Raw genomic sequence first — 20,366 nt, forward strand, 5'->3', positions numbered from 1 at the left:
CGGGTCGGGCCTCGCCGCGCCGCTAGCCGGCGGCGAGATCGAGGTGCACCTTCACGAGGCCCGGATCGTCGGGGTCGCGCCCCTGCGTGAACCCGAGGCGGCGGCACACCGCCAGCATCGGCCGGTTCTCGGCGAGCACCGTGCCCTCGACCCGGCCGATCCCCTCGGAGCGCGCCCAGTCGATCATCAGGCGCATCAGCGCGAAGGCGAGGCCCGTCCCGCGGGCGCCGCGGCCCACCGCGATCGCGTACTCGCCGCTCTCGTGGTTGGCGTCCGCGTGGAGCCGGACCGCACCGAGCATGCGCTCGCCGCCGCCCGGCCCGATCTCCGTGGCCACGAACGCGATGGCGCGCGCGTAGTCGAGCTGCGTCAGGCGGGCCAGGAAGGCGTGGCTGAACTCGCGCACCGGCCCGAAGAACCGCAGCCGCAGGTCCTCCGGGTCAAGACCCTTGAAGAAGGCCAGGAACAGGCCCTCGTCCTCCGGGCGCACGGGCCGCACCCGCACGGTCCGGTCCTTGAGGTTGAGCGCGCGGATCCACTCGGCCGGATAGGGCCGGATCGCGAAGCGCGGGTGGCCGCGGCCGTGGGCGCTGCCGTGGTCGCCGCGCTCGGCGCGCCCGATCCGGACCCTGGCGTCGAGGGCCAGCACGCCGGTCTCGTCGGCCAGGAGCGGGTTGATGTCGAGCTCGCGCACCTGCGGCAGGTCGGCGGCGAGCTGGGACAGCTTCACCAGCGTCAGCGCGATCGCGCCGAGATCGGCCGCCGGCACGTCGCGGTAGGCCTCCAGGCGGCGCGCGACCCGGGTTCGGGCGATGAGGTCGCGCGCCAGGGTCAGGTCGAGCGGCGGCAGGCCGAGGGCGCGGTCGTCGATCACCTCCACGGCGGTCCCGCCCCGGCCGAACACCACCACCGGACCGAACACCGCGTCCTCCGCGAGCCCGGCGATCAGCTCCCGGCGCTGGCCGCGGCGGACCATCGGCTGCACGGCGAAGCCGGTGACCCGGGCGTCGGGCCGCTCCCGGCGGGCGCGGGCCAGGATGCTGCGGGCGGCCTCCGCGACGTCGGCCTCGCTGGTCAGGTCGAGGTGGACGCCGCCGATGTCGGATTTGTGCACGATGTCCGGCGAGACGACCTTCAGCGCCACCGTCCCGCCCGCCGCGATGATCGGCCACGCGGCCGCAGCGGCCGCGTCCGTGTCGGGGGCGAGCGTGATCGGGACGGTCGGGATCCCGTAGGCCTGCAGGAGGCCGTTCACCGCCACCGGGTCGAGCCACGCGGCGCCCTGGCGCAGGGCGCCGGCGACGATCGAGCGGGCTCGCGCCGTGTCGGGGGAGAAGTCCCGCGGCAGCGAGTCCGGCGTGCGCATCAGGTCGTCCTGGGCCTCGCGGTAGCGCACGAGGTGCAGAAAGCCCTCGATCGCCTCGGAATCGGTGGTGAAATGCGGGATCCCGGCCTGCGCGAAGGTCTCGCGCGCCGCCTCCGCGTCGCCCAGCGTGACCGCGAAGACCGGCTTCTTGCGGGTCTGGCCGGCGCGGGCGGCCTTGACCGTCGCGGCGACGGCCTCGGCCACCGCGCCGGCCTCCGAGCGGGTCGTCGGCACGTGGATCGCCAGCACGGCGTCGCTCGTCCGGTCCGTCAGCAGCGGCGTCAGCGCGGACGCGAAGGCCGGACCGGCGGCGTCGATGCCGAGGTCGAGGGGGTTTCCCGGCGCGCGGCCCTCCGCCTCGGCGGGCGCCGCCAGGGTCCCGGCCCGCTCGATCAGTCGGTCCGCCGCGAGGAGGCCGATGCCGCGGCCGTTGGACACGATCGCCAGCCGGTGGCCGGGGAACGGCCGCTGTCGCCCCAGGGTCTCCACGGCGGAGAACATCGCGTCGAGGTCCGGCACGGCCAGCAGGCCGGCCCGCCGGAAGGCCGCGGCGTAGACCGCGTCCGGGCGGGCCAGGGCGCCGGTATGGGTGACGGCGGCGCGGGTGTCGGGCCGGTGCCGGCCGGCCCGCAGGACCACGACGGGCTTGGCCCGGGCCGCGGCGCGGGCGGCCGACATGAACCGGCGGGCATCCGCGACCCGGTCGAGGCAGAGCAGGATCGCGCGGGTGCGGAAATCGGCGGCGAAGTGGTCGAGGCAGTCGGCCACGCCGATGTCGAGGACGCTGCCCAGCGACAGCACCGCCGAGAAGCCCGTGCCGTGGCGGGCGCCCCAGGCGACGATGGCGGCCGCGACCGTGCCGGATTGCGAGACGAGGGCGAGGTCGCCGGCCTCGGGCGCCTGGGCGAACAGGCTGGCGTTGAGCCTCGCGCCCGGGACCGCCAAGCCGGCGCTGTCGGGCCCGAGCAGGCGCAGGCCGTGGGCGCGGGCGATCCCGTGGGCGACCGGACCGGGATCCTCCGGCCCGGATCCGAGCCGCGCCGTGAGGATCACGGCCGCCCCGGCGCCGATCGCGGCGGCCTGCGCGACGACTTCGGGCACGCTCGGCGGCGGCACCGCGATCAGGACGAGGTCGGGGGCGGCGGGCAGATCTGCGACCCGCGGCACGCAGGCCAGCCCCTCGACGCTCGTTTGGTCGGGCTGGACCGGCATGATCGCGCCGGGAAAGCCCGCGGCGCGCAGGCTGTCGAGCACGCTGCGCCCCAGCGAGCCCTCGCGGCCCACCGCCCCGACCAGGGCGATCGAGCGGGGTGCCAGCAGTTTGTCGAACCGGTAGGTGCTCACGACCGGCGGCTCACGACATCGTCACGGGACGCGGTCCCGCAGGCCGTTCCTGGCGGCACGCATCTGGCCTCTCGCTCACGTCCGAACGGACGAGGCGCCGGGGCGCCCGCCGCCCTCCCAGATGGCGCGATCGGGCGCGCCTGCAACGCCCGGTCGGCACGCGCCGGCCGGAAATCGCGTGGTCGACGCGAGTGCGGTCTCCAGACCTCCTTTTGTTCAATATCGGGCGCCATTTATCCACTCTAAGACGGCACTTGTGGGCATGTGTGGATTGGACTTGCTATTGAATTCACACCACCATAGTAACTGCCCATTAACTACCCTGTATCGGGTCGAGCAGAGACAGATCCCGGCCGGCGTCGGTGGCCGGCTGGGATCGAGTGGAGGTTACGGGATGGACGCCACGGGTGAAGGGCAACCGGACTATCTCACGCTGTCCGTCGACATCGTGTCGGCTTTCGTGAGCAACAATCCGGTCCCCGCGCCGGAACTGCCGGGGCTGATCGCGGCCATCCACGCGACGCTGCACGGGCTCGGCGAGCCGTCCGCCCCGCCGGCGGAGCAGCTGCGGCCGGCCGTGCCGGTCCGGCGCTCGGTCCAGCCCGACTTCATCGTCTGCCTGGAGGACGGCAAGAAGTTCAAGTCGCTGAAGCGCCACCTGCGGACGCACTACAACCTGACGCCCGAGGAGTATCGGGGAAAGTGGGGCCTGCCGCCCGACTACCCGATGGTGGCGCCGAACTACGCCGCGGCGCGGTCCAGCCTCGCCAAGAGCATGGGCCTCGGCCACCAGCGCCGGAAGGGCTGACGGCGCGGCGCTCTCATCCGCGCCCGCGTCCACAGCTTTCGGAGGCGGGTTAGGCATCGGGCAAGCCGCGCTTGCGAGGGTCGGGGGCCCGTCAGCGCCCCCGAGACCCGATGCCCGGCAAGCCCAGCCTCGTCGCCCGCCTGTTCTGGACGGCCGTGATCGGCCTCCCCTTCGGGCTCTGGTACGGCCGGCCGGCGCTCGCCGCGACGGGACTCGCCCTCGCGCTCGTCCTGCTGCGGCATCTCGGGCGCCCGCGCCGGTTCCGGGCCCGGGTGCGCCGGATCGCCCGCGCCCATGCCGAGACGCTGGCGCTGCGGCGGCGGCAGGAGAGCTACACCGACCCCTACGGCAACCGGATCGAGGACGGCTGGCTGCGCGAGCGCGATTATTTCCTCGAGCGGACCGTCCTGCCGCAGCTCGGCCCGCGCTTCGCCGACCTCGCCGAGGCGGAGCACGCGCGGATGCTGGCGATCGTCGAGGCCGAGGCCGCCGCCGTCGCGCTCCCGGAGGAGGACGAGGCGCCCGGGGACGGGCTGGACTACGAGCGCTACTGCGCCGAGCGCCTGGTCCGGGCGGGCTGGCGGGCGCACCGGACGCCGGCGAGCGGCGACCAGGGCGCCGATATCGTGGCGGTGCGGGACGGGCTGCGCCTCGTCGTGCAGTGCAAGCGGCTGAGCAAGCCCGTGGGCAACGCCGCCGTGCAGGAAGCCGCCGCGGCCCTGCGCTACTGGGACGGGGACCGGGCCGCCGTGGTGTCGAACGCCGGCTTCACGCCGGCGGCGCGCCGGCTCGCCACGGCCACCGGCGTCCTCCTCCTGCACCACGACGCCCTCGAGGCGATCGAGGCGTTCGACCTCGCGGAGACGTGATGCCCGTCAGGCGAGCGGGCCGGGGATGGCGATCTCCGCCTCGTTGAGCAGGCGCGCCTCGTGGCGGCGCACGAACAGCCACAGGGCCAGGCCGCCGAACACCACCAGGGCGAGCAGGGTCAGGCCCACCGGGCCGACAATATGCTCGATCTGGCGCCCGCAATAGTACGAGCCGATGCCCATGCTGCCGGCCCAGACGACGCCGCCGAGGGCGTTGAAGGCCATGAAGCGGCGCGCGTCGAGCTTGTTCACGCCGGCCAGGACCGCCGCGTAGGCGCGCAGCATCGCGGTGAAGCGGCCGAAGAACACGATCTTCCCGCCGTGCTGGCGGAACAGGTACTGGCCGAGCTTGAGCCGCCCGTGGTCGAGGGCGATGAGATGGCCGTAGCGGAGCAGCAGCGGCATGCCCCAGCGCCGCCCCGCCCAGTAGCCGACATTGTCGCCCAGGATCGCGGCCGTCGCCGCCGCGGCGATGACCAGGCCGATGTTCAGGTTCCCGGTGCTGCCGGCGTAGACGGCGGCCGAGATCAGCACCGTCTCGCCGGGGCACGGCACGCCAGCGCTCTCGAGGGTGATGATCACGAAGATCGCGATGTATCCGTAATTCGCGATCAGGTCGGCGATGGGCAGGTCGTTCAGGAAGGCCATGCGGTCCTCGGGCCGGTCTCCGGGCAGAGCCCGGCGACACAAGCGGACGGAACGTGGCCTTAAGAGGGCCGATCTGCGGCCGGCGGCGTCCTCAGAGGACCTTCAGCAGTGCCTCGGCGCCGGACGCCTCGGCCTTCGAGGGGGTCTCCTCGACGTTGAGGATCCGGACGACGCCGTCCTCGACCAGCATGGAGTAGCGCTTCGAGCGCATCCCGAGGCCGAAGCCGGTGCCGTCCATCTCCAGGCCGAGGGCCTTGGCGAAATCGGCGTTGCCGTCGGCGAGGAATTCCAGCCCCTCGGCGCCGCTCGCCTTCGACCACGCGTCGAGCACGAACACGTCGTTGACGCTCGTCACCGCGATGGCGTCGATACCGCGCCCGAGGATCTCGTCCCGGTGGGTCACGAAGCCCGGCAGGTGGTTGCGGTGGCAGCTGGGGGTGAACGCGCCCGGCACGCCGATCAGGACCACGCGCCGGCCCTTGAACACGTCGTCGGTGGTGCGCGCGATCGGGCCCTCGGGGCCGATCACCCGGAAGGTGGCCTGGGGCAGGTGGTCGCCGACCTGGATCATCGCGGGTCCCTCGTTGTCGCGCGCTGGGATGGCGCGCGTGAGCAGCGCGCCTGACCTAGCGTGGCAGGGGGTGCCTGTCGAGGATGCGGCCAGCTCCGGCTTGCACCGCCCTCACGGGCCGATCAGCTTGATGAAGGCCGCCCCGGCCCCAAAGAAGGCTGCTCCCGCCGCCATGCCCGAGAGGGCCACCTGCCAGGGCGCCAGGGCCCGGTCACGGCCGAGCTTGGCCTGCTCGGCCAGCAGCTTCGCCTGCTCGGCGATCAGCTTGTGCTGCTCAGCGACGAACTTGCGGGTCTCCTCCTGGGACCGCTCGATCCGCGCCCGCTGCTCCTCGATGTCGAAGGTGGGAGAGGGTGCGACATCCGCCATGACCAGCGAGCCTCAACGGTGACTGCGCCGGCCGCGACGCGGACCGACCCGGGTATTGTGGGACAGGGATTGAGACCCGCACAAGCTTGGGGGAGGCTTGCTGCGTCCCTTTTGCCCGCTGGACAACGGAGGGGCGCGGCGTAGCATGGACGCATGGCGCACCCTCCGCACCGCAGGCCCGATCCCATGTCGGCAGCGTCGTCCCAGGCCGGGAAGGCGGCGCCGCTCCGCACGGAGCTGGCGGGCCCGCACTTCCTCGACGGGCAGTTCCTCGTGGCCATGCCCGGCATGGCCGACGAGCGCTTCGCGCGCTCGGTGATCTACATCTGCGCCCATTCCGCCGACGGGGCCATGGGCATCATCGTCAACAAGGCGGCGACCGACATCAGCATGCCGGACCTGCTGGTCCAGCTCGACGTGGCGCCCGAGGCGGACGCGATCCGCCTGCGCGAGCGGGTCGGCCACATGCCGGTCCTGATGGGCGGCCCGGTGGAGGGACGGCGCGGCTTCGTGCTCCACAGCGACGATTTCCACATCCAGCAATCGACGCTGATCATCGACGACGGCATCTGCCTGACCGCGACCGTGGAGATCCTCCGCGCCATCGCCAGCGGCGAGGGGCCGGCCAGCGCCGTGCTGGCGCTCGGCTACGCCGGCTGGCAGGCCGGGCAGCTGGAGAGCGAGATCATGGCCAACGGCTGGCTCAACTGCCCGGCCGACCCGGCCCTGATCTTCAACGCCGACCTCGACGCCAAGTACGACCTCGCCCTGCGGGCCAACGGCATCGACCCGGCGATGCTGTCGATGACCGCCGGCCGGGCCTGACCCGACCGCGCTCGCCGGGGCGGCACGCCGTCTTTGCGAGCGGAGCGAAGCGATCCAGGAACGCTACGCTGGCCAGCCTCGCGCTACCCTGGGCTGCTTCGCTCCGTTCGCAAAGACGGTTGCGCCGGGCCGTTACGGGGCGGTCTTACTCCGGAACGGCGTCGCCGCCGCCGACCGCATCCGGGTTCATGCCCTCGACCGCCGGCTTGGGCCGGGGCCGCCGGGGGGCCACGGCGGCGGTGGGCGTCGCCGTGTTGGCGCCGAGCCGGGTCGCCAGGGCCAGGGCGCGGTTCTCCGTCACCCGCAGATGGCAGAACCCGTGCGTCCCCTCGCGCGCGTAGGTGCGGCAGAGCTGCTCCCGGTCCGAGGAGAACGCCGCCTGCTCGCTGACGATCGGCCGCACGTCCTCGCGCCGGGCCCGCTGAGTCATCAGCTTGTAATTGTCCCGTACGGCCTTGTCGGCGACGCCCCGGGCCGTGTCGAACTCGCCGGCCCGCGGGATCAGGGTGGCGGCGCCCGGCCCCCAGAGGCCGACCGGCGTGGTCGCGCAATCCGCCGCCGAGAAGGTGCAGACCGGGCCCGAACCCAGGCTCGAGACCAGGACGCCGCCGTCGGTCACGTCGAAGCGCAGCGGGCACTCGGCCCCGGCGGCCTCGAAGCGCGGCACGCCCTCAGGCTTGCCCTCGGCGGTGAGCGCCACCGGATTGCCGCCCGCGAGCGGGACGGTGCACGAATCCGCCGGCTGCGAGATCTTGGTCCCGGGCAGCTTGATCCGGGCCGTGACGGCCGTGCCGGAGCGCTCCAGCTTCAGGGACCCGGACAGGCCGTTCAGCTGCAGCTCCTGGCCGATCACGCCGTCCTCGGAGGGCGTCTTCAGCACGACCGGGCGGGCCGGGGCGGGGGCGGGCCGGGGCGCGTCGGGAGCCGCCGCGGGCGGGCCCGGCTCGCCCGGCGCTCCCGGGACGGGCGCCGGCTCGGGCAGGCCGCGCGGCGGCACCGGCGGCCGCTCCGGCTTGATGCCGAACAGGCGCTCGAAGAAGTTCTGGGCCCGCGCGGGGGGCGCGACGAGCATCCCGGGCGCCGCGACGGCGACCGCCAGGATCGGGAGCAGGAGGCTGCGGGTCGGGCGCATCGGACTCTACGACGGGGACACGAAGTGGCGGGGCCACGCGCAACCCCTTGTCGAAACGTTAACACGCCGTCGATGGCGCCGACGTGGCAGCGGAGCAACAAAATGCAGCCACGCCACCGGGCCGGCGCCGGCCGTGCGGCGAGATCCTGCCGGAATGCCAAGGGGATGGCCCGGATCCGCGGGGCCGATCCCGCCGCGCAGGCTTCGCCTTGCGGGCCCGGAACGGGCTTCTTATATCGCCCTCGACGCGGGATTGCGCGCTGGGTTTCAGCCGTTCACGGCCCTTGATCCGGCCCGGGTCCCATACTCACATCACCCCCGACACCGCCATGGGCCGAGCTGCTTCGGGGCTCGGCGGTCTGCTTGAACGCGACACAAAGAGGGATCCCACCATGGGTAAAGTTATCGGCATCGACCTCGGCACCACCAATTCCTGCGTGGCCGTGATGGAAGGCACGCAGCCCAAGGTCATCGAGAATTCGGAAGGCGCGCGCACCACGCCGTCCATCGTCGCCTTTACGGACGACGGCGAGCGGCTCGTCGGCCAGCCGGCCAAGCGCCAGGCGGTCACGAACCCCGAGCGCACGTTCTTCGCCATCAAGCGGCTCATCGGCCGGACCTACGACGACCCGATGACCCAGAAGGACAAGGGCCTCGTGCCCTACAAGATCGCCCGCGGCGACAACGGCGACGCCTGGGTCGAGGCGGACGGCAAGAAGTACTCGCCCTCGCAGATCTCCGCCTTCACCCTTCAGAAGATGAAGGAGACTGCTGAGTCGCATCTCGGCCAGCCGGTCACGCAGGCGGTCATCACGGTCCCGGCCTACTTCAACGACGCCCAGCGTCAGGCCACCAAGGACGCCGGCAAGATCGCGGGCCTCGAGGTGCTGCGCATCATCAACGAGCCGACCGCGGCGGCGCTCGCCTACGGTCTCGACAAGAAGAAGTCCGGCACGATCGCGGTCTACGACCTCGGCGGCGGCACCTTCGACGTCTCCATCCTGGAGATCGGCGACGGCGTCTTCGAGGTGAAGTCGACGAACGGCGACACCTTCCTGGGCGGCGAGGACTTCGACAACCGGATCGTCGAGTACCTGACGGCCGAGTTCAAGAAGGAGCAGGGCATCGACCTGACCAAGGACAAGCTCGCCCTCCAGCGCCTCAAGGAGGCCGCCGAGAAGGCCAAGATCGAGCTGTCCTCGGCCACCCAGACCGAGATCAACCTGCCCTACATCACCGCCGACAACACCGGCCCGAAGCACCTCGCGCTGAAGCTCAGCCGCGCGAAGTTCGAGTCGCTCGTCGACGATCTGGTGCAGCGCACGATCGAGCCCTGCCGCAAGGCGCTCAAGGATGCCGGCGTGTCGGCCTCCGAGATCGACGAGGTGGTGCTGGTCGGCGGCATGATCCGCATGCCGAAGATCCAGGAGGTGGTGAAGTCCTTCTTCGGCAAGGAGCCCCACAAGGGCGTCAACCCGGACGAGGTCGTGGCCATCGGCGCCGCCGTGCAGGCCGGCGTGCTCCAGGGCGACGTCAAGGACGTGCTGCTGCTGGACGTGACCCCGCTGTCGCTGGGCATCGAGACGCTGGGCGGCGTGTTCACCCGGCTCATCGACCGCAACACCACGATCCCGACCAAGAAGTCCCAGACCTTCTCGACCGCGGAGGACAACCAGAACGCGGTCACGATCCGGGTCTTCCAGGGCGAGCGCGAGATGGCGGCCGACAACAAGCTGCTCGGCCAGTTCGACCTCGTCGGCATTCCGCCGGCGCCCCGCGGCATGCCGCAGATCGAGGTGACCTTCGACATCGACGCCAACGGCATCGTCAACGTGACGGCCAAGGACAAGGCGACCAACAAGGAGCACCAGATCCGCATCCAGGCCTCGGGTGGCCTGTCGGACGCCGACATCGACCGGATGGTGAAGGACGCCGAGGCGAACGCTGAGGCCGACAAGAAGCGGCGCGAGCTCGTCGAGGTGAAGAACCAGGGCGAGAGCCTGATCCACGCCACCGAGAAGTCGGTGACCGAGTACGGCGACAAGGTCCCGGCCGCCGACAAGGGCGCGATCGAGACCGCGATGACCGCGCTCAAGACCGCGCTGGAGGGCGACGACGTCGAGACCATCAAGGCCCGGACCACGGACCTTATGCAGGCCTCGATGAAGCTCGGCGAGGCCATGTACGCCGCCAACCAGGCGGCCGGCCCGGATGCCGGTGCCGAGGCGGCGGCCTCCGAGAAGAAGGACGACGTCATCGACGCCGACTTCCAGGAGGTCGACGAGAAGGACCAGAAGAAGCGCGCCTGAGGCGCGGATCTGATACGACCGCGCGGGGCCGGAGCGATCCGGCCCCGCCTTTGCGTGAGAAGCGTATTCAGAAGCTCCGTCATTCCGGGCCTGCGGGGCCCGGAACCGGGAGCCGCCGGCCGATCGCGGATCCGCGTCGTCGGCGCCTCCGGTTTCCGGGCTCGTCGCGGCCTTCCGGAACGGCGGCGCGGTGGTAGAGAAGCGTCGCGGCCCGGGGTACGGGACGGGACGGGAAGGCACCTGAGGGCGGGATGTCGAAGCGGGACTACTACGAGATCCTGGGGGTCACCAAGACCGCCACGGAAGGCGAGATGAAGGTCGCCTTCCGCAAGCTCGCGATGACCTATCATCCCGACCGGAATCCCGGCGACAAGGACGCCGAGATCAAGTTCAAGGAGATCAACGAGGCCTATCAGTGCCTCTCCGACGGCCAGAAGCGCGCCGCCTACGACCGGTTCGGCCACGCGGCCTTCAGCCAGGGCGGGGCCGGCGGTCCCGGATTCGGCAACGAGTTCGGCGACTTCATGTCGGACATCTTCGACAATTTCTTCGGCGACGGCCGCGGGGCCGCCGGCGGTGGCCGCGGACGCGGCGGCACGCCGGGCCGCGAGCGCGGGGCCGACCTGCGCTACAACCTCGAGATCACCCTGGAGGAGGCCTTCACCGGCAAGGCCGAGACCATCAAGATCCCGACCTCGATCACCTGCGAGGTCTGCGACGGGTCCGGCGCGAAGCCCGGCTCGAAGCCGCGGACCTGCCCGACCTGCGCGGGCTACGGACGGGTCCGGGCGGCGCAGGGCTTCTTCGCCATCGAGCGGACGTGCCCCAACTGCCACGGCCGCGGCGAGATCGTCGACGACCCCTGCACCGCCTGCCAGGGCGCCGGGCGCGTCAACCGCGAGCGCACCCTCTCGATCAACGTGCCGGCGGGCGTCGATGACGGGCTGCGGATCCGGCTCGCCGGCGAGGGCGAGAGCGGGCTGCGCGGCGGGCCGGCGGGCGACCTCTACGTCTTCCTGTCGATCAAGCAGCACGAGTTCTTCCAGCGCGACGGCGCCGACCTTTTCTGCCGGGTGCCGATCTCGATGGTCACGGCCGCGCTCTCGGGCGAGATCACCGTGCCGGTGATCGACGGCTCGCAGACGCAGGTGCGCATCCCGGCGGGGACGCAGACCGCCAAGCAGTTCCGCATCAAGGGCAAGGGCATGCCGGTGCTGCGCTCGCGGGAGGTCGGCGACCTCTACATCCAGGTCTTCGTCGAGACCCCGCAGAACCTGACCAAGCGCCAGCGCGAGCTGCTCCAGGAGTTCGACCAGTCGGCCTCCCCGGAGAACCATCCCGAGTCCGCGGGCTTCTTCTCGAAGGTGCGGGACTTCTTCGGGGGCGCGGTCCGGCCGTGAGGCCGGATCCGAATCCCGGGAAGACCCGTTATGCAAGCGGCCGGCGTGGCTTGCATCCCCTAGGCGCGGCGCCGGCTTGACTGTAAGACAGCGCCGTCCCTAGCCATTCATTCTCATCCGGCATCAAGGAATCCAGGACTTGCCGCCGCTCCGCCGTCCCAACGCGAAGGCTCCTGCGGGCAGGAGCGCGATTTTCGGGCCGCGGCGCGACCCCCTCGAGGACGAGGCCCGGTTCCTGCGGTCCTGGCTGGAGCGCCCCCTGGTCACGGGGGCCGTGACGCCCTCGGGCAAGATGCTCGCCCGGACCATGGCGGCCTACGTCGACCCGCGCCTCGAAGGGCCCGTGGTCGAGCTGGGCCCCGGCACCGGTCCTGTGACCGAGGCGCTGATCCGGCGCGGCGTCGCGCCGGAGCGGCTGATCCTCGTGGAGTTCAACCCCGATTTCTGCCGCCTCCTGACCCATCGCTTCCCGGGCGTGCGGGTCATCCAGGGCGACGCCTACAACATGCGCGCGAGCCTCCAGGACGTGCTGACGGAGCCCGCCGCCGCGACGATCTCGAGCCTGCCGCTGTTCACCAAGCCGCTGGAGCAGCGGCTCGACCTGCTGAACACCGCCCACGACCTGATGCGGCCGGGCGCGCCCTTCGTGCAGTTCACCTACGCGGTCTTTCCGCCGATTCCGGCCCGCTGCGAGGCCGGCAGCTACACCGCCGATCGCTCCAACCGGGTCTGGCTGAACCTGCCGCCGGCGCGGGTCTGGGTCTACCGCCGACCCTGACCTGAACACGGCCTGAGCGAACAGGTCACGTTTGCGTCAACTGGAAAGGCGCACACCTGGGACACGGCCGGACGCCACAGGGCGACCGGCGTGGATCAGGAGAACGCCGATGTTCACCAAGACCGCTCGGACCCGTTTGGCCGCCGCCCTGGCCTTCGGCGGACTCGCCTTCGCGGCGCCGGCCATGGCCGCGCCCCTCGGCCGCGATGCCGGCCTGCAGGCGGAAGCCGGCGACGTCCAGACCGTCCAGTACGGCTACGGCTACGGGCACCGCCACGGCGGCTGGGGCCACCGCGGCTACGGCCCGCGCCATCACCACTACGGTTGGGGCCGGGGCCACCATCACGGCTGGGGGCACCGCGGCTTCGGCCCGCGTCACCATCACCACGGCGGCTGGGGCCATCGCCACGGCTACGGCCGCTGGTAAGGGCTCCGAGCCCGCCGCGCCCGGCCACGGATCCGTGATGGCCGGGCGCGCCCGCTAGCCGGCGCCCACCCGCTCGAGGACGGGCGGGCGCGCCGGCGGCGCGTCGCCCATCCGGTAGGCCGCCCGCAGCGCGGCCTCCGCCCGATCCGCGGCGGCCTCGTCGGCCGCGTGGACGATCCCGAGCAGCCCGCCGGACGATCCGGGACCGGCGAGATCCGTGAAGCCGACCCGCGGGTCGACCGGATCCTCAGGCCGCGTGCGGCCGCCGCCCAGCCCGATCACCGCCAGGCCCAGCGCCCGCGTCGCGATCCCCGCGACGGTCCCGTCCTGACGGACCGCCCGTCGCACCGGCGCGGCCGGCAGGTGCGCGGCCGGCCGCTCCAGGAGATCGCCCGGCCCGCCGAGCGCCGCGACCATGCGGCCGAAGCCCTCGGCCGCCCGGCCCGAGGCGAGGGCCTGCTCCAGCCGCTCCGCGGCGCTGTCGCGGTCCGGCGCCAGGCCGCCCACGACCAGCATCTCGGCGCCCAGCGCCACCGTGACCGCGTGGAAGCGCGGCTCGCGGCGCGCGCCCGTCAGGTAGTCGAGCGCGTAGGCGACCTCGACGGCGTTGCCGGCCGCGCTGGCGAGCGGCGCGTCCATGTCGGTGATCAGCGCGGCGGTGTGCAGGCCGGCCCCCTCCGCAACCGTGACGATGCTCTGGGCCAGCGCCCGCGCCTCGGGCACGCCCGCCATGAAGGCGCCGGAGCCCTGCTTCACGTCCATCACGAGCCCGTCGAGCCCGGCGGCGAGCTTCTTCGACAGGATCGAGGCGGTGATCAGGTCGCGGGACTCGACCGTGCCGGTGACGTCGCGGATCGCGTAGAGGCGCCGGTCCGCGGGCGCGAGTTCGGCGGTCTGGCCGATGATGGCGCAGCCGACCTCCGCGACGACCCGGCGGAACGCGTCGAGCCCGGGCGTGGCGTCGTAGCCCGGGATGCTGCCGAGCTTGTCCAGCGTCCCGCCGGTATGGCCGAGGCCGCGCCCCGAGATCATCGGAACGTAGCCGCCGCAGGCCGCGACCATCGGGGCGAGCGGCAGGCTCACCGCGTCGCCGATGCCGCCGGTGGAGTGCTTGTCGAGGACGGGCCCGGGCAGGTCCCAGGCGAGGATCCGGCCCGATTCCGCCATCGCGCGGGTGAGCGCCACCCGCTCCGGCAGCGACAGGCCGCGGAAGAACACCGCCATGGCGAAGGCCGCCGCCTGCCCCTCCCCGACCGTGCCGTCGGTGAGGCCGCGGATGAAGGCCCCGATCTCGTCCGGATCGAGGGGCTGGCCGTCGCGCTTGGCCCGGATCGTCTCCTGAGGCAGCCGCACGCTCACAGCGTCCGTGCCCGCATCAGGGTCTCGAACAGGCTGCTCGCCCCGAGCCGGAAGGTTCTCGGGCTCACCCAGCCGGGACCCATCAGCCGGTCGGCGAGGTCGAGGTAGGTGGCGGCGTCGGCGACGCTGCGCAGGCCGCCGGAGACCTTCAGGCCCGCGGCGCGGCCGCCGGCGCGGATCTCGGCCAGCATCGCCTCGGCGGCTTCCGGGGTCGCCGAGACCGGGCTCTTGCCCGTGGAGGTCTTCAGGAAGTCGGCGCCCGCCTCCAGGGCGATCCGGCTGGCCTCCCGGATCCGCTCCGGCTCGGCGAGCGCGCCCGTCTCCAGGATCACCTTCAGGGTCGCGGATCCGCAGGTGTCGCGCACGGCCTCGACCATGTCGCTGGCCACCGCCGCCTCGCCCCGCAGCAGCGCGCCGTAGGGCAGGACGAGGTCGATCTCGTCGGCGCCGTCGCGCAGCGCCTCGGCGGTGTCGTCGGTGGCGCGGGCGCAGTCCTCGCCGCCCGCGGGGAAGTTGATGACCGTGGCGATCCGGATCTCGGTGCCCGCGAGCGCCCGCGCGCCCTGCGCGACGAAGCGCGGCCAGACGCAGATCGCCGCGACGCCGCCGCGCTTCGCGTCCCGGCAGAGGACGTCGATCCGGGTCTCGGTGCAGGTCTCGCCGAGATCGGTGAGGTCGAGGAGCGGCAGGGCCCGGCGGGCGACCGCGCCGGCTTCGGGGTCAGTCATCGGCTGTCTCTCCGTCGGGCAGGCCGGCCACGAACGCCCGGACCAGGCGGCCGAGATCCTCCGCGGCCCGGGCCGCCACCGCCTTCGTCTCCGCGTGGTGCGGCGCGCCGCCGGCGATGCCGGCCGCGAGGTTCGTCACCACCGAGACCGCCGCCACCGGCAGGTCGAGGAACCGGGCGAGGATCACCTCCGGCACGGTGGACATGCCCACGAGGTCGGCGCCCAGGATGCCGGCCATCCGCACCTCCGCGGGCGTCTCGAAGCTCGGGCCCGAGAACCACGCGTAGACCCCCTCCCCCAGGGGCACGCCGCAGGCCCCGGCCGCCGCGCGGAGCCGCGCCCGCAGATCCGGGTCATAGGCCTCGGTCATCGGCACGAACCGGGCGTCGCTGGCCTCGCCGATCAGCGGGTTCAGGCCGGAGAGGTTGATGTGGTCGGCGAGCAGCACGAGGCAGCCGGGCTCGGTCGCGGGCCGCAGCGATCCGGAGGCGTTGGTGAGGAGCAGGCGGCGGGCGCCGAGGTGCCGGGCGCAGGCGAGCGGCACCCGCATCGCCGCCGGGTCACCGCGCTCGTAGGCGTGGGCCCGCCCCTCGAAGATCAGGACCGGCCGCCCGGCGAGGCGGCCGCGATGCAGCCGGCCGCCGTGGCCGCTGACGCCGGGCCCCGGAAATCCGGGGATCGCCGCGTAGTCGACGGCGCTCGCGTCCGTGAGGGCCGCCGCGATCCCGCCGAGGCCGGTGCCGGTCACCACCGCGCAGGCGTAGGGACCCGCGAAGCCGGCGGCGCGCAGGGCGTCGCGGGCGGCCGCCTCACTCACCGAGCGTCTCCGGGCCGAAGGATTCCGGCAGCAGCTCCGCCAGCGTGAAGGTGCGGGCGACCCCGCCCGGACCGGCGGCGTGGATCGGGGTGTCCGGCCGGGCGAACTCGCGGATGCGCTGGCGGCAGGCGCCGCAGGGCGTCACCGGGCCGTTGCCGTCGCCGCAGACCAGGATCGCCGCGATGCGCCGACCGCCGGCCGCCACCATGGCGGCGATCGCCCCGGCCTCCGCGCAGGTTCCGACCGGGTAGGCGGCGTTCTCGACGTTGCAGCCGGCGTGGATCGCGCCGCGCTCGTCGCGCAGCGCGGCCCCGACGGGGAAGCGGGAATAGGGTGCGTGCGCGTGCGCGCGCACCGCGCGCGCCGCCTCGAACAGGGCTGCGAGCCCGTCATCGTCCCGTGCTGGGTCCCGTGCTGGATCCGCGGCCTGCATGGCCGATCTTTGGCACCCGCCGGGGCGCCCTGTCGAGGCCCCGGGCGGGAGTCCGGCGCGGCGCTCAGCGGGTCGCCGGACCGGCGCCGAGGAGACTCGCCGCCTGACGCAGGTCCGCGTCGCTGCGCGGGCCGCTCAGGGCGTAGGCGGTGTCGCCCGCGTTCCACGAGACGACGTCGCCGTCGTCCGAGCCGGTGATGAGCGTCGTCGGTCCGCCGCGGATGCCGCGGGTGGCGAACAGCGACGCCTCGCCGAAGCGCTCGGTCTCGAGGGCGACCTCGATCCCGGTGCCGTGCCGGGCAGGGAAGACCTGGATGTCGCGCACCCGCCAGCCGTCGGGCAGGGCCGGCAGGTCGATGCCGGTCGCCGAGCGGAGGCGCGCCCGGTCGTAGACCGGATCGTCGGCCTGGCCACCGATGCTCTTGCGCAGCTGCGCCACGACCCGGGCCTGCCGCGCGTCTGCGATCAGGGCCGGATCCGGGGTCGCCGCCAGGGTGTCGGGAACGCCGAAGCGGCCGATCTCGTCGTGGGCCAGCCAGCCCGCGCCCACGAGCACCGCGATCGCGGCGGCCCGCTTCAGACGCGAGGCGACGCGGCGCCAGCGCAGGTTCCGGTCGAAGCGGCGCGCCAGGACCATGTTCCGGTCCGGCCCGGGCCCCGGAACGCGCTCGAAGCAGGCCCTGAGGGCGTCGCGATCGTGCATCTCGGCCATCACCCGGGCCGCGGCCTCGGGATTGGCCGCGAGGTGCGCCTCGACGTCGAGACGGCGCATCGGGTCGATCTGGCCGTCGACGAAGGCGATGAGATCGTCGTCTGTGATCGGATCGATCATCGTGAGGTCCTCGAATCCAGCGTGCCCGGAGGCGATCCGCCGGTCGCAATCGTCAGTCGGCACCGGCGCCCGCGGGTGCCGGTCCTTCATCAGCTCCGTGCTCAGCTCTCTCCGACAGCGCGTCGCAGAGGCCAGGCGGACCGTTCCCGCGGCTCGTCGGACACGACGAGCCGGAGGGTGGAGGGCGGCCCGCGCCGCGTCTCGGGTGTCTTGGCGGGCTCCGACTCGTCGGAGCCGCGGTCCGTCCGCGTCCCCTCCTCGAAGGCGCGCAGGGCCGCCCGGCCGCGGCCGAGACGGGACATCAGCGTGCCGATCGGGATGCCGAGCACGGCCGCCGCGTCGGCGTAGGCCATGCCTTCCAGGGTGACGAGGTGGAGCGCGGCGCGCTGCTCCTCCGGAAGCTTGAGGAAGGCCTGCCGGATCTGGGCGAGGCGCACCTGACCCTCCTGGGCCGGCGGCGCCATGTCCTCGGTCATCCGGACCAGCGTGTCGGCGTGCCGCGCCTCCACCTGCCGGCGGCGCTGCTCGTCGATGAAGGCGTTGTGCAGCACCGTCATCATCCAGGTGCGCAGATTGGTGTTCGGCCGGAGCGAGCCCTGCATCTCCAGGGCCCGCACCAGCGTGTCGTGCACGAGGTCATCGGCCCGCAGCGTGTCGCGGGTGAGCGACCGCGCGTAGCGCCGCAGGGGCACCAGCAGATCGAGGAGGTCCGGGCGCTTGTTCTTGTCCGATGCCATGATGTGTGAACGTGGGGCTCGCGCGTTTAATCCCGCCTGCCGGCCCGGCGTCGCGGTCAGGCCTGGTCGAGGGTGGCGGCGATCCCCGAGATCACCCGCGGATCGGTCGGCTCGACCTGCGTGGCGAAGGCCGCCGCGAGGGTGCCGTCGCGGGCGATCAGGTACTTGTGGAAGTTCCAGCGCGGCGTCTCGGCGGGGCGCTCGGCCGCCGCCCAGCGGTAGAACGGGTGGGCGCCCGGCATCTTCACCCGGGTCTTGGCCGTGAGCGGGAAGGTGACGCCGTGATTCCTCCGCGCCGCCTCCGCGATGGCCGGGCCGTCCAGGGGTTCCTGGTTGCCGAAATCCGGTGACGGGACGCCCAGCACGATGAGCCCGCGATCGCCGAACCGCGTCCAGAGCGTCTGCAGCCCGGTGAGCTGCCCGGCATAGCCGCAGGCTGTCGCGGTGTTGACCACGAGAATCGGCTTCCCCGCGTAGGCGGAGAGCGGCATCGGCGCGGCCTCCGGGGTCTCGAAGGCGAAATCCGTGGCCCGCGCGGTCCCGGAGGGCTGCTCCGCGGCGCGGGCGCCGCCGGCGAGACCGGCACCGATCAGGATCAGGGCCTCGCGGCGCAGCAGCGTCATGGCGGTGACCTCTTCGCGACCTCGTCGCGCCACTGGGCGCGCGATTTTCCGCGCGGCAACGCGCCCGACCCGCCACGGTTTCATGCGCCGCGACGGTCGTTTCGACGCAGGCTCGACCGCCGGCGGATCGGAAGGCCGACGGGCGGCCTCAACCGGTCCGGACCGTGTCGAGGAAGCGGCCCACTTCCGCGTCGAGCTGTTGAGCCTGCCCCAGCAGCCCGGACGCCGCCTCGAGCACCTGTGCGGCGGCGCTCCCGGCCCCCTCCGCCGAGCGGGCCACGGCCGTGATGTTGTTGGTGACGGCTCCGGTCCCGAGTGCCGCCTGCCCGACGTTCCGGACGATCTCCTGGGTCGCTGAGCCCTGCTCCTCGACCGCCGCGGCAATCCCGCTCGACACTGCACTGATCTCGTTGATGCGGCTGACGACCCGCGTGATCGCGTCGGAGGCGTCCCCGGTCCAGGACTGGATCTCGCCGACCTGTCGGGCGACCTCCTCGGTGGCTCTCGCCGTCTGCTCGGCCAGTTCCTTGACCTCGCTCGCGACCACCGCGAAGCCGCGACCCGCCGCGCCGGCGCGGGCCGCCTCGATCGTGGCGTTGAGGGCCAGCAGGTTGGTCTGGCCGGCGATGCCCGAGATGAGGCCGACCACGTCGCCGATCCGCGTCGCGCTCTCCCGCAGGCTGCGCATCAGGTCCGCGGATCGTCCGGCCTCCGCGACGGCCGTGTCGGCGAAGCCGGCCGCCGTCTGCACCTGACGGCCGATCTCGTGAATGGTCGTGCCGAGTTCCTCGGCGGCGGCGGCCACCGTGCTGACATTCGTGGCCGCCTGCTCGGCCGCCGCCGCGACCGTCGTCGACTGGTCGGCCGTCTCGGACGCGGCGAAGCTCATGCGCGCGGCCGTGGATTCGAGTTCGCTCGCCGCCGACGAGACGGCCCGCACCACGCCGCCGACCGCCGCCTGGAAGCCGTCGGCCATCTCGACCATCGCGGCCTTGCGTTGCGCATCGAGGGCGGTACGGGCCTGCGCAGCCTCGGCTTCGAGGGTCGCGGCTCGGACGAGGCCGTCGCGGAAGACCCGGACCGCATCGGCCATGGCGCCGATCTCGTCATCGCGGCCGACTCCGGGCACTTCGGTCCGGAGATCGTTCGCCGCCATCCGGGTCATCGCCGCCGTGATGGCGCGGACCGGCTTGGCGATGCCGATCTGCAGGAGCGCCAGACCGATCAGCCCGATGCCGGCCATCAGGCCGAGGCCGATCAGGCTCGCCGAACGCGTCGCCGCGATGGCCGCCGCCGCGGCCTGAGCCCGGCCGTTCATCAGCGCGCGCTCCGTGTCGGCGATCTCGGCCGTCTTGGCGCGGATCTCGTCCATGATCGCCTTGCCGACGCCCGAGATCATGATCCGGCGCGCCTCTTCCCGCGTCGCGGCATCGCGCATCAGGGCGATCTCGCGATCCGCGAACGCGCTGCCCCAGCGCTCAGCCAGGGACTTCAGGTCCGCCAAGCGTGCCTGCTGCGCGGGGTTGTCCGCCACCAGCCGCCGCATCTCCGACCAGGCCGCCGCGAAGGCCTCACGTCCGGCCGTCTCGGGTTCGAGGAAGCGCGGCTCCGCGGCGATCAGGTAGCCGCGCAGGCCGGTCTCCCGATTCACCATCGCGAGGCTCATCCGCTCGACCTGTTCCAGCACCGCCTGCGTGTGCTCGATCCGGTCCTGGGCCTCCCGGATGTCACCGATGTTCCGCAAGGTTATGCCGGCCACGACCAATGTAACGATGAGCATCGCGCCCATGACAAGGGCGATCTTGATGCTGATCCTGTAGTCGGACATACGAAATGACATGTCTCGGGCTCTCCCCGCGGTGAGTGAGTCGCCGCCTCATCAACCGCGCTCTGCCCGTAGACGCTTCATCGTCGCTTATGAAGAGAATTTTTATTAACTCGAAGCCCGACCAAGATACATCTACGCAAGCTCCTGTCCTTCCACCGAACGG

General features: G+C 72.8%; 20 protein-coding genes. 7 read left to right on the forward strand and 13 right to left on the reverse strand.

The window, feature by feature from the left end:
- Positions 1–22: 22 nt before the first annotated feature.
- Positions 23–2,710: a bifunctional acetate--CoA ligase family protein/GNAT family N-acetyltransferase gene (locus tag ACLBYB_RS21755; RefSeq protein ID WP_447700019.1), complete on the reverse strand. Its 2,688-nt coding sequence runs from the start codon at positions 2,708–2,710 to the stop codon at positions 23–25.
- Positions 2,711–3,104: 394 nt separating this feature from the next.
- On the opposite strand from ACLBYB_RS21755, the gene ACLBYB_RS21760 reads away from it, so the two are divergent.
- Complete coding sequence (locus tag ACLBYB_RS21760) at positions 3,105–3,518, forward strand: MucR family transcriptional regulator (RefSeq protein ID WP_020093821.1); 414 nt, start codon at positions 3,105–3,107, stop codon at positions 3,516–3,518.
- 110 nt (positions 3,519–3,628) lie between these two features.
- Complete coding sequence (locus tag ACLBYB_RS21765; protein WP_020093822.1) at positions 3,629–4,387, forward strand: restriction endonuclease; 759 nt, start codon at positions 3,629–3,631, stop codon at positions 4,385–4,387.
- A gap of 6 nt (positions 4,388–4,393) precedes the next feature.
- Here ACLBYB_RS21765 and ACLBYB_RS21770 read toward each other — a convergent pair whose 3' ends face one another.
- The 3 genes from ACLBYB_RS21770 to ACLBYB_RS21780 form a co-directional block, all read right to left on the reverse strand.
- Entirely contained in the window at positions 4,394–5,035 is a 642-nt protein-coding gene (locus tag ACLBYB_RS21770) for a DedA family protein (RefSeq protein WP_447700020.1), read from the reverse strand.
- A 91-nt stretch (positions 5,036–5,126) separates the two neighbouring features.
- Complete coding sequence (locus ACLBYB_RS21775) at positions 5,127–5,606, reverse strand: peroxiredoxin (protein WP_020093824.1); 480 nt, start codon at positions 5,604–5,606, stop codon at positions 5,127–5,129.
- 111 nt (positions 5,607–5,717) lie between these two features.
- Positions 5,718–5,975, reverse strand: a complete 258-nt coding sequence (locus ACLBYB_RS21780) for a hypothetical protein (protein WP_447682562.1) — start codon at positions 5,973–5,975, stop codon at positions 5,718–5,720.
- A gap of 186 nt (positions 5,976–6,161) precedes the next feature.
- Between ACLBYB_RS21780 and ACLBYB_RS21785 the strand changes: the two genes are divergently transcribed.
- Entirely contained in the window at positions 6,162–6,800 is a 639-nt protein-coding gene (locus ACLBYB_RS21785; protein WP_091979976.1) for a YqgE/AlgH family protein, read from the forward strand.
- 145 nt (positions 6,801–6,945) lie between these two features.
- On the opposite strand, the gene ACLBYB_RS21790 is transcribed toward ACLBYB_RS21785, so the two are convergent.
- Positions 6,946–7,932, reverse strand: a complete 987-nt coding sequence (locus ACLBYB_RS21790) for a hypothetical protein (RefSeq protein ID WP_447700021.1) — start codon at positions 7,930–7,932, stop codon at positions 6,946–6,948.
- 392 nt (positions 7,933–8,324) lie between these two features.
- On the opposite strand from ACLBYB_RS21790, the gene dnaK reads away from it, so the two are divergent.
- From dnaK to ACLBYB_RS21810, 4 genes are all read left to right on the forward strand, one after another.
- Entirely contained in the window at positions 8,325–10,241 is a 1,917-nt protein-coding gene (gene dnaK / locus ACLBYB_RS21795; protein WP_029359089.1) for a molecular chaperone DnaK, read from the forward strand.
- 251 nt (positions 10,242–10,492) lie between these two features.
- Positions 10,493–11,641, forward strand: a complete 1,149-nt coding sequence (dnaJ, locus tag ACLBYB_RS21800) for a molecular chaperone DnaJ (protein ID WP_020093829.1) — start codon at positions 10,493–10,495, stop codon at positions 11,639–11,641.
- A gap of 139 nt (positions 11,642–11,780) precedes the next feature.
- Positions 11,781–12,419, forward strand: a complete 639-nt coding sequence (locus ACLBYB_RS21805; protein ID WP_447700022.1) for a class I SAM-dependent methyltransferase — start codon at positions 11,781–11,783, stop codon at positions 12,417–12,419.
- Positions 12,420–12,528: 109 nt separating this feature from the next.
- Positions 12,529–12,846 carry a hypothetical protein gene (locus tag ACLBYB_RS21810; RefSeq protein ID WP_447700023.1) on the forward strand — a complete coding sequence of 106 codons (318 nt, stop codon included), beginning with the start codon at positions 12,529–12,531 and terminating at the stop codon, positions 12,844–12,846.
- A 54-nt stretch (positions 12,847–12,900) separates the two neighbouring features.
- On the opposite strand, the gene deoA is transcribed toward ACLBYB_RS21810, so the two are convergent.
- The 8 genes from deoA to ACLBYB_RS21850 form a co-directional block, all read right to left on the reverse strand.
- Positions 12,901–14,199: a thymidine phosphorylase gene (gene deoA, locus ACLBYB_RS21815; RefSeq protein ID WP_447700024.1), complete on the reverse strand. Its 1,299-nt coding sequence runs from the start codon at positions 14,197–14,199 to the stop codon at positions 12,901–12,903.
- A gap of 2 nt (positions 14,200–14,201) precedes the next feature.
- Positions 14,202–14,933 (reverse strand): deoxyribose-phosphate aldolase, encoded by a 732-nt coding sequence (gene deoC, locus ACLBYB_RS21820; RefSeq protein ID WP_447682559.1) that lies wholly within the window; start codon positions 14,931–14,933, stop codon positions 14,202–14,204.
- On the reverse strand, positions 14,926–15,750 hold the full coding sequence (locus ACLBYB_RS21825; protein WP_447700025.1) for a purine-nucleoside phosphorylase: 825 nt from the start codon (positions 15,748–15,750) through the stop codon (positions 14,926–14,928). The genes deoC and ACLBYB_RS21825 overlap by 8 nt, the downstream gene beginning before the upstream one ends.
- Complete coding sequence (locus tag ACLBYB_RS21830) at positions 15,743–16,183, reverse strand: cytidine deaminase (protein ID WP_447700026.1); 441 nt, start codon at positions 16,181–16,183, stop codon at positions 15,743–15,745. The genes ACLBYB_RS21825 and ACLBYB_RS21830 overlap by 8 nt, the downstream gene beginning before the upstream one ends.
- A 64-nt stretch (positions 16,184–16,247) precedes the next feature.
- A complete protein-coding gene (locus ACLBYB_RS21835; RefSeq protein ID WP_026605029.1) occupies positions 16,248–17,015 on the reverse strand; it encodes an anti-sigma factor in 768 nt (255 codons plus the stop codon).
- Positions 17,016–17,116: 101 nt separating this feature from the next.
- Positions 17,117–17,752 carry a sigma-70 family RNA polymerase sigma factor gene (locus ACLBYB_RS21840; protein ID WP_447700027.1) on the reverse strand — a complete coding sequence of 212 codons (636 nt, stop codon included), beginning with the start codon at positions 17,750–17,752 and terminating at the stop codon, positions 17,117–17,119.
- A 56-nt stretch (positions 17,753–17,808) separates the two neighbouring features.
- Positions 17,809–18,375, reverse strand: a complete 567-nt coding sequence (locus ACLBYB_RS21845; protein ID WP_447700028.1) for a glutathione peroxidase — start codon at positions 18,373–18,375, stop codon at positions 17,809–17,811.
- A gap of 148 nt (positions 18,376–18,523) precedes the next feature.
- Positions 18,524–20,215, reverse strand: a complete 1,692-nt coding sequence (locus ACLBYB_RS21850; protein ID WP_447700029.1) for a methyl-accepting chemotaxis protein — start codon at positions 20,213–20,215, stop codon at positions 18,524–18,526.
- Positions 20,216–20,366 lie beyond the last annotated feature (151 nt).

It is taken from the genome of Methylobacterium sp. D54C (assembly GCF_053345595.1).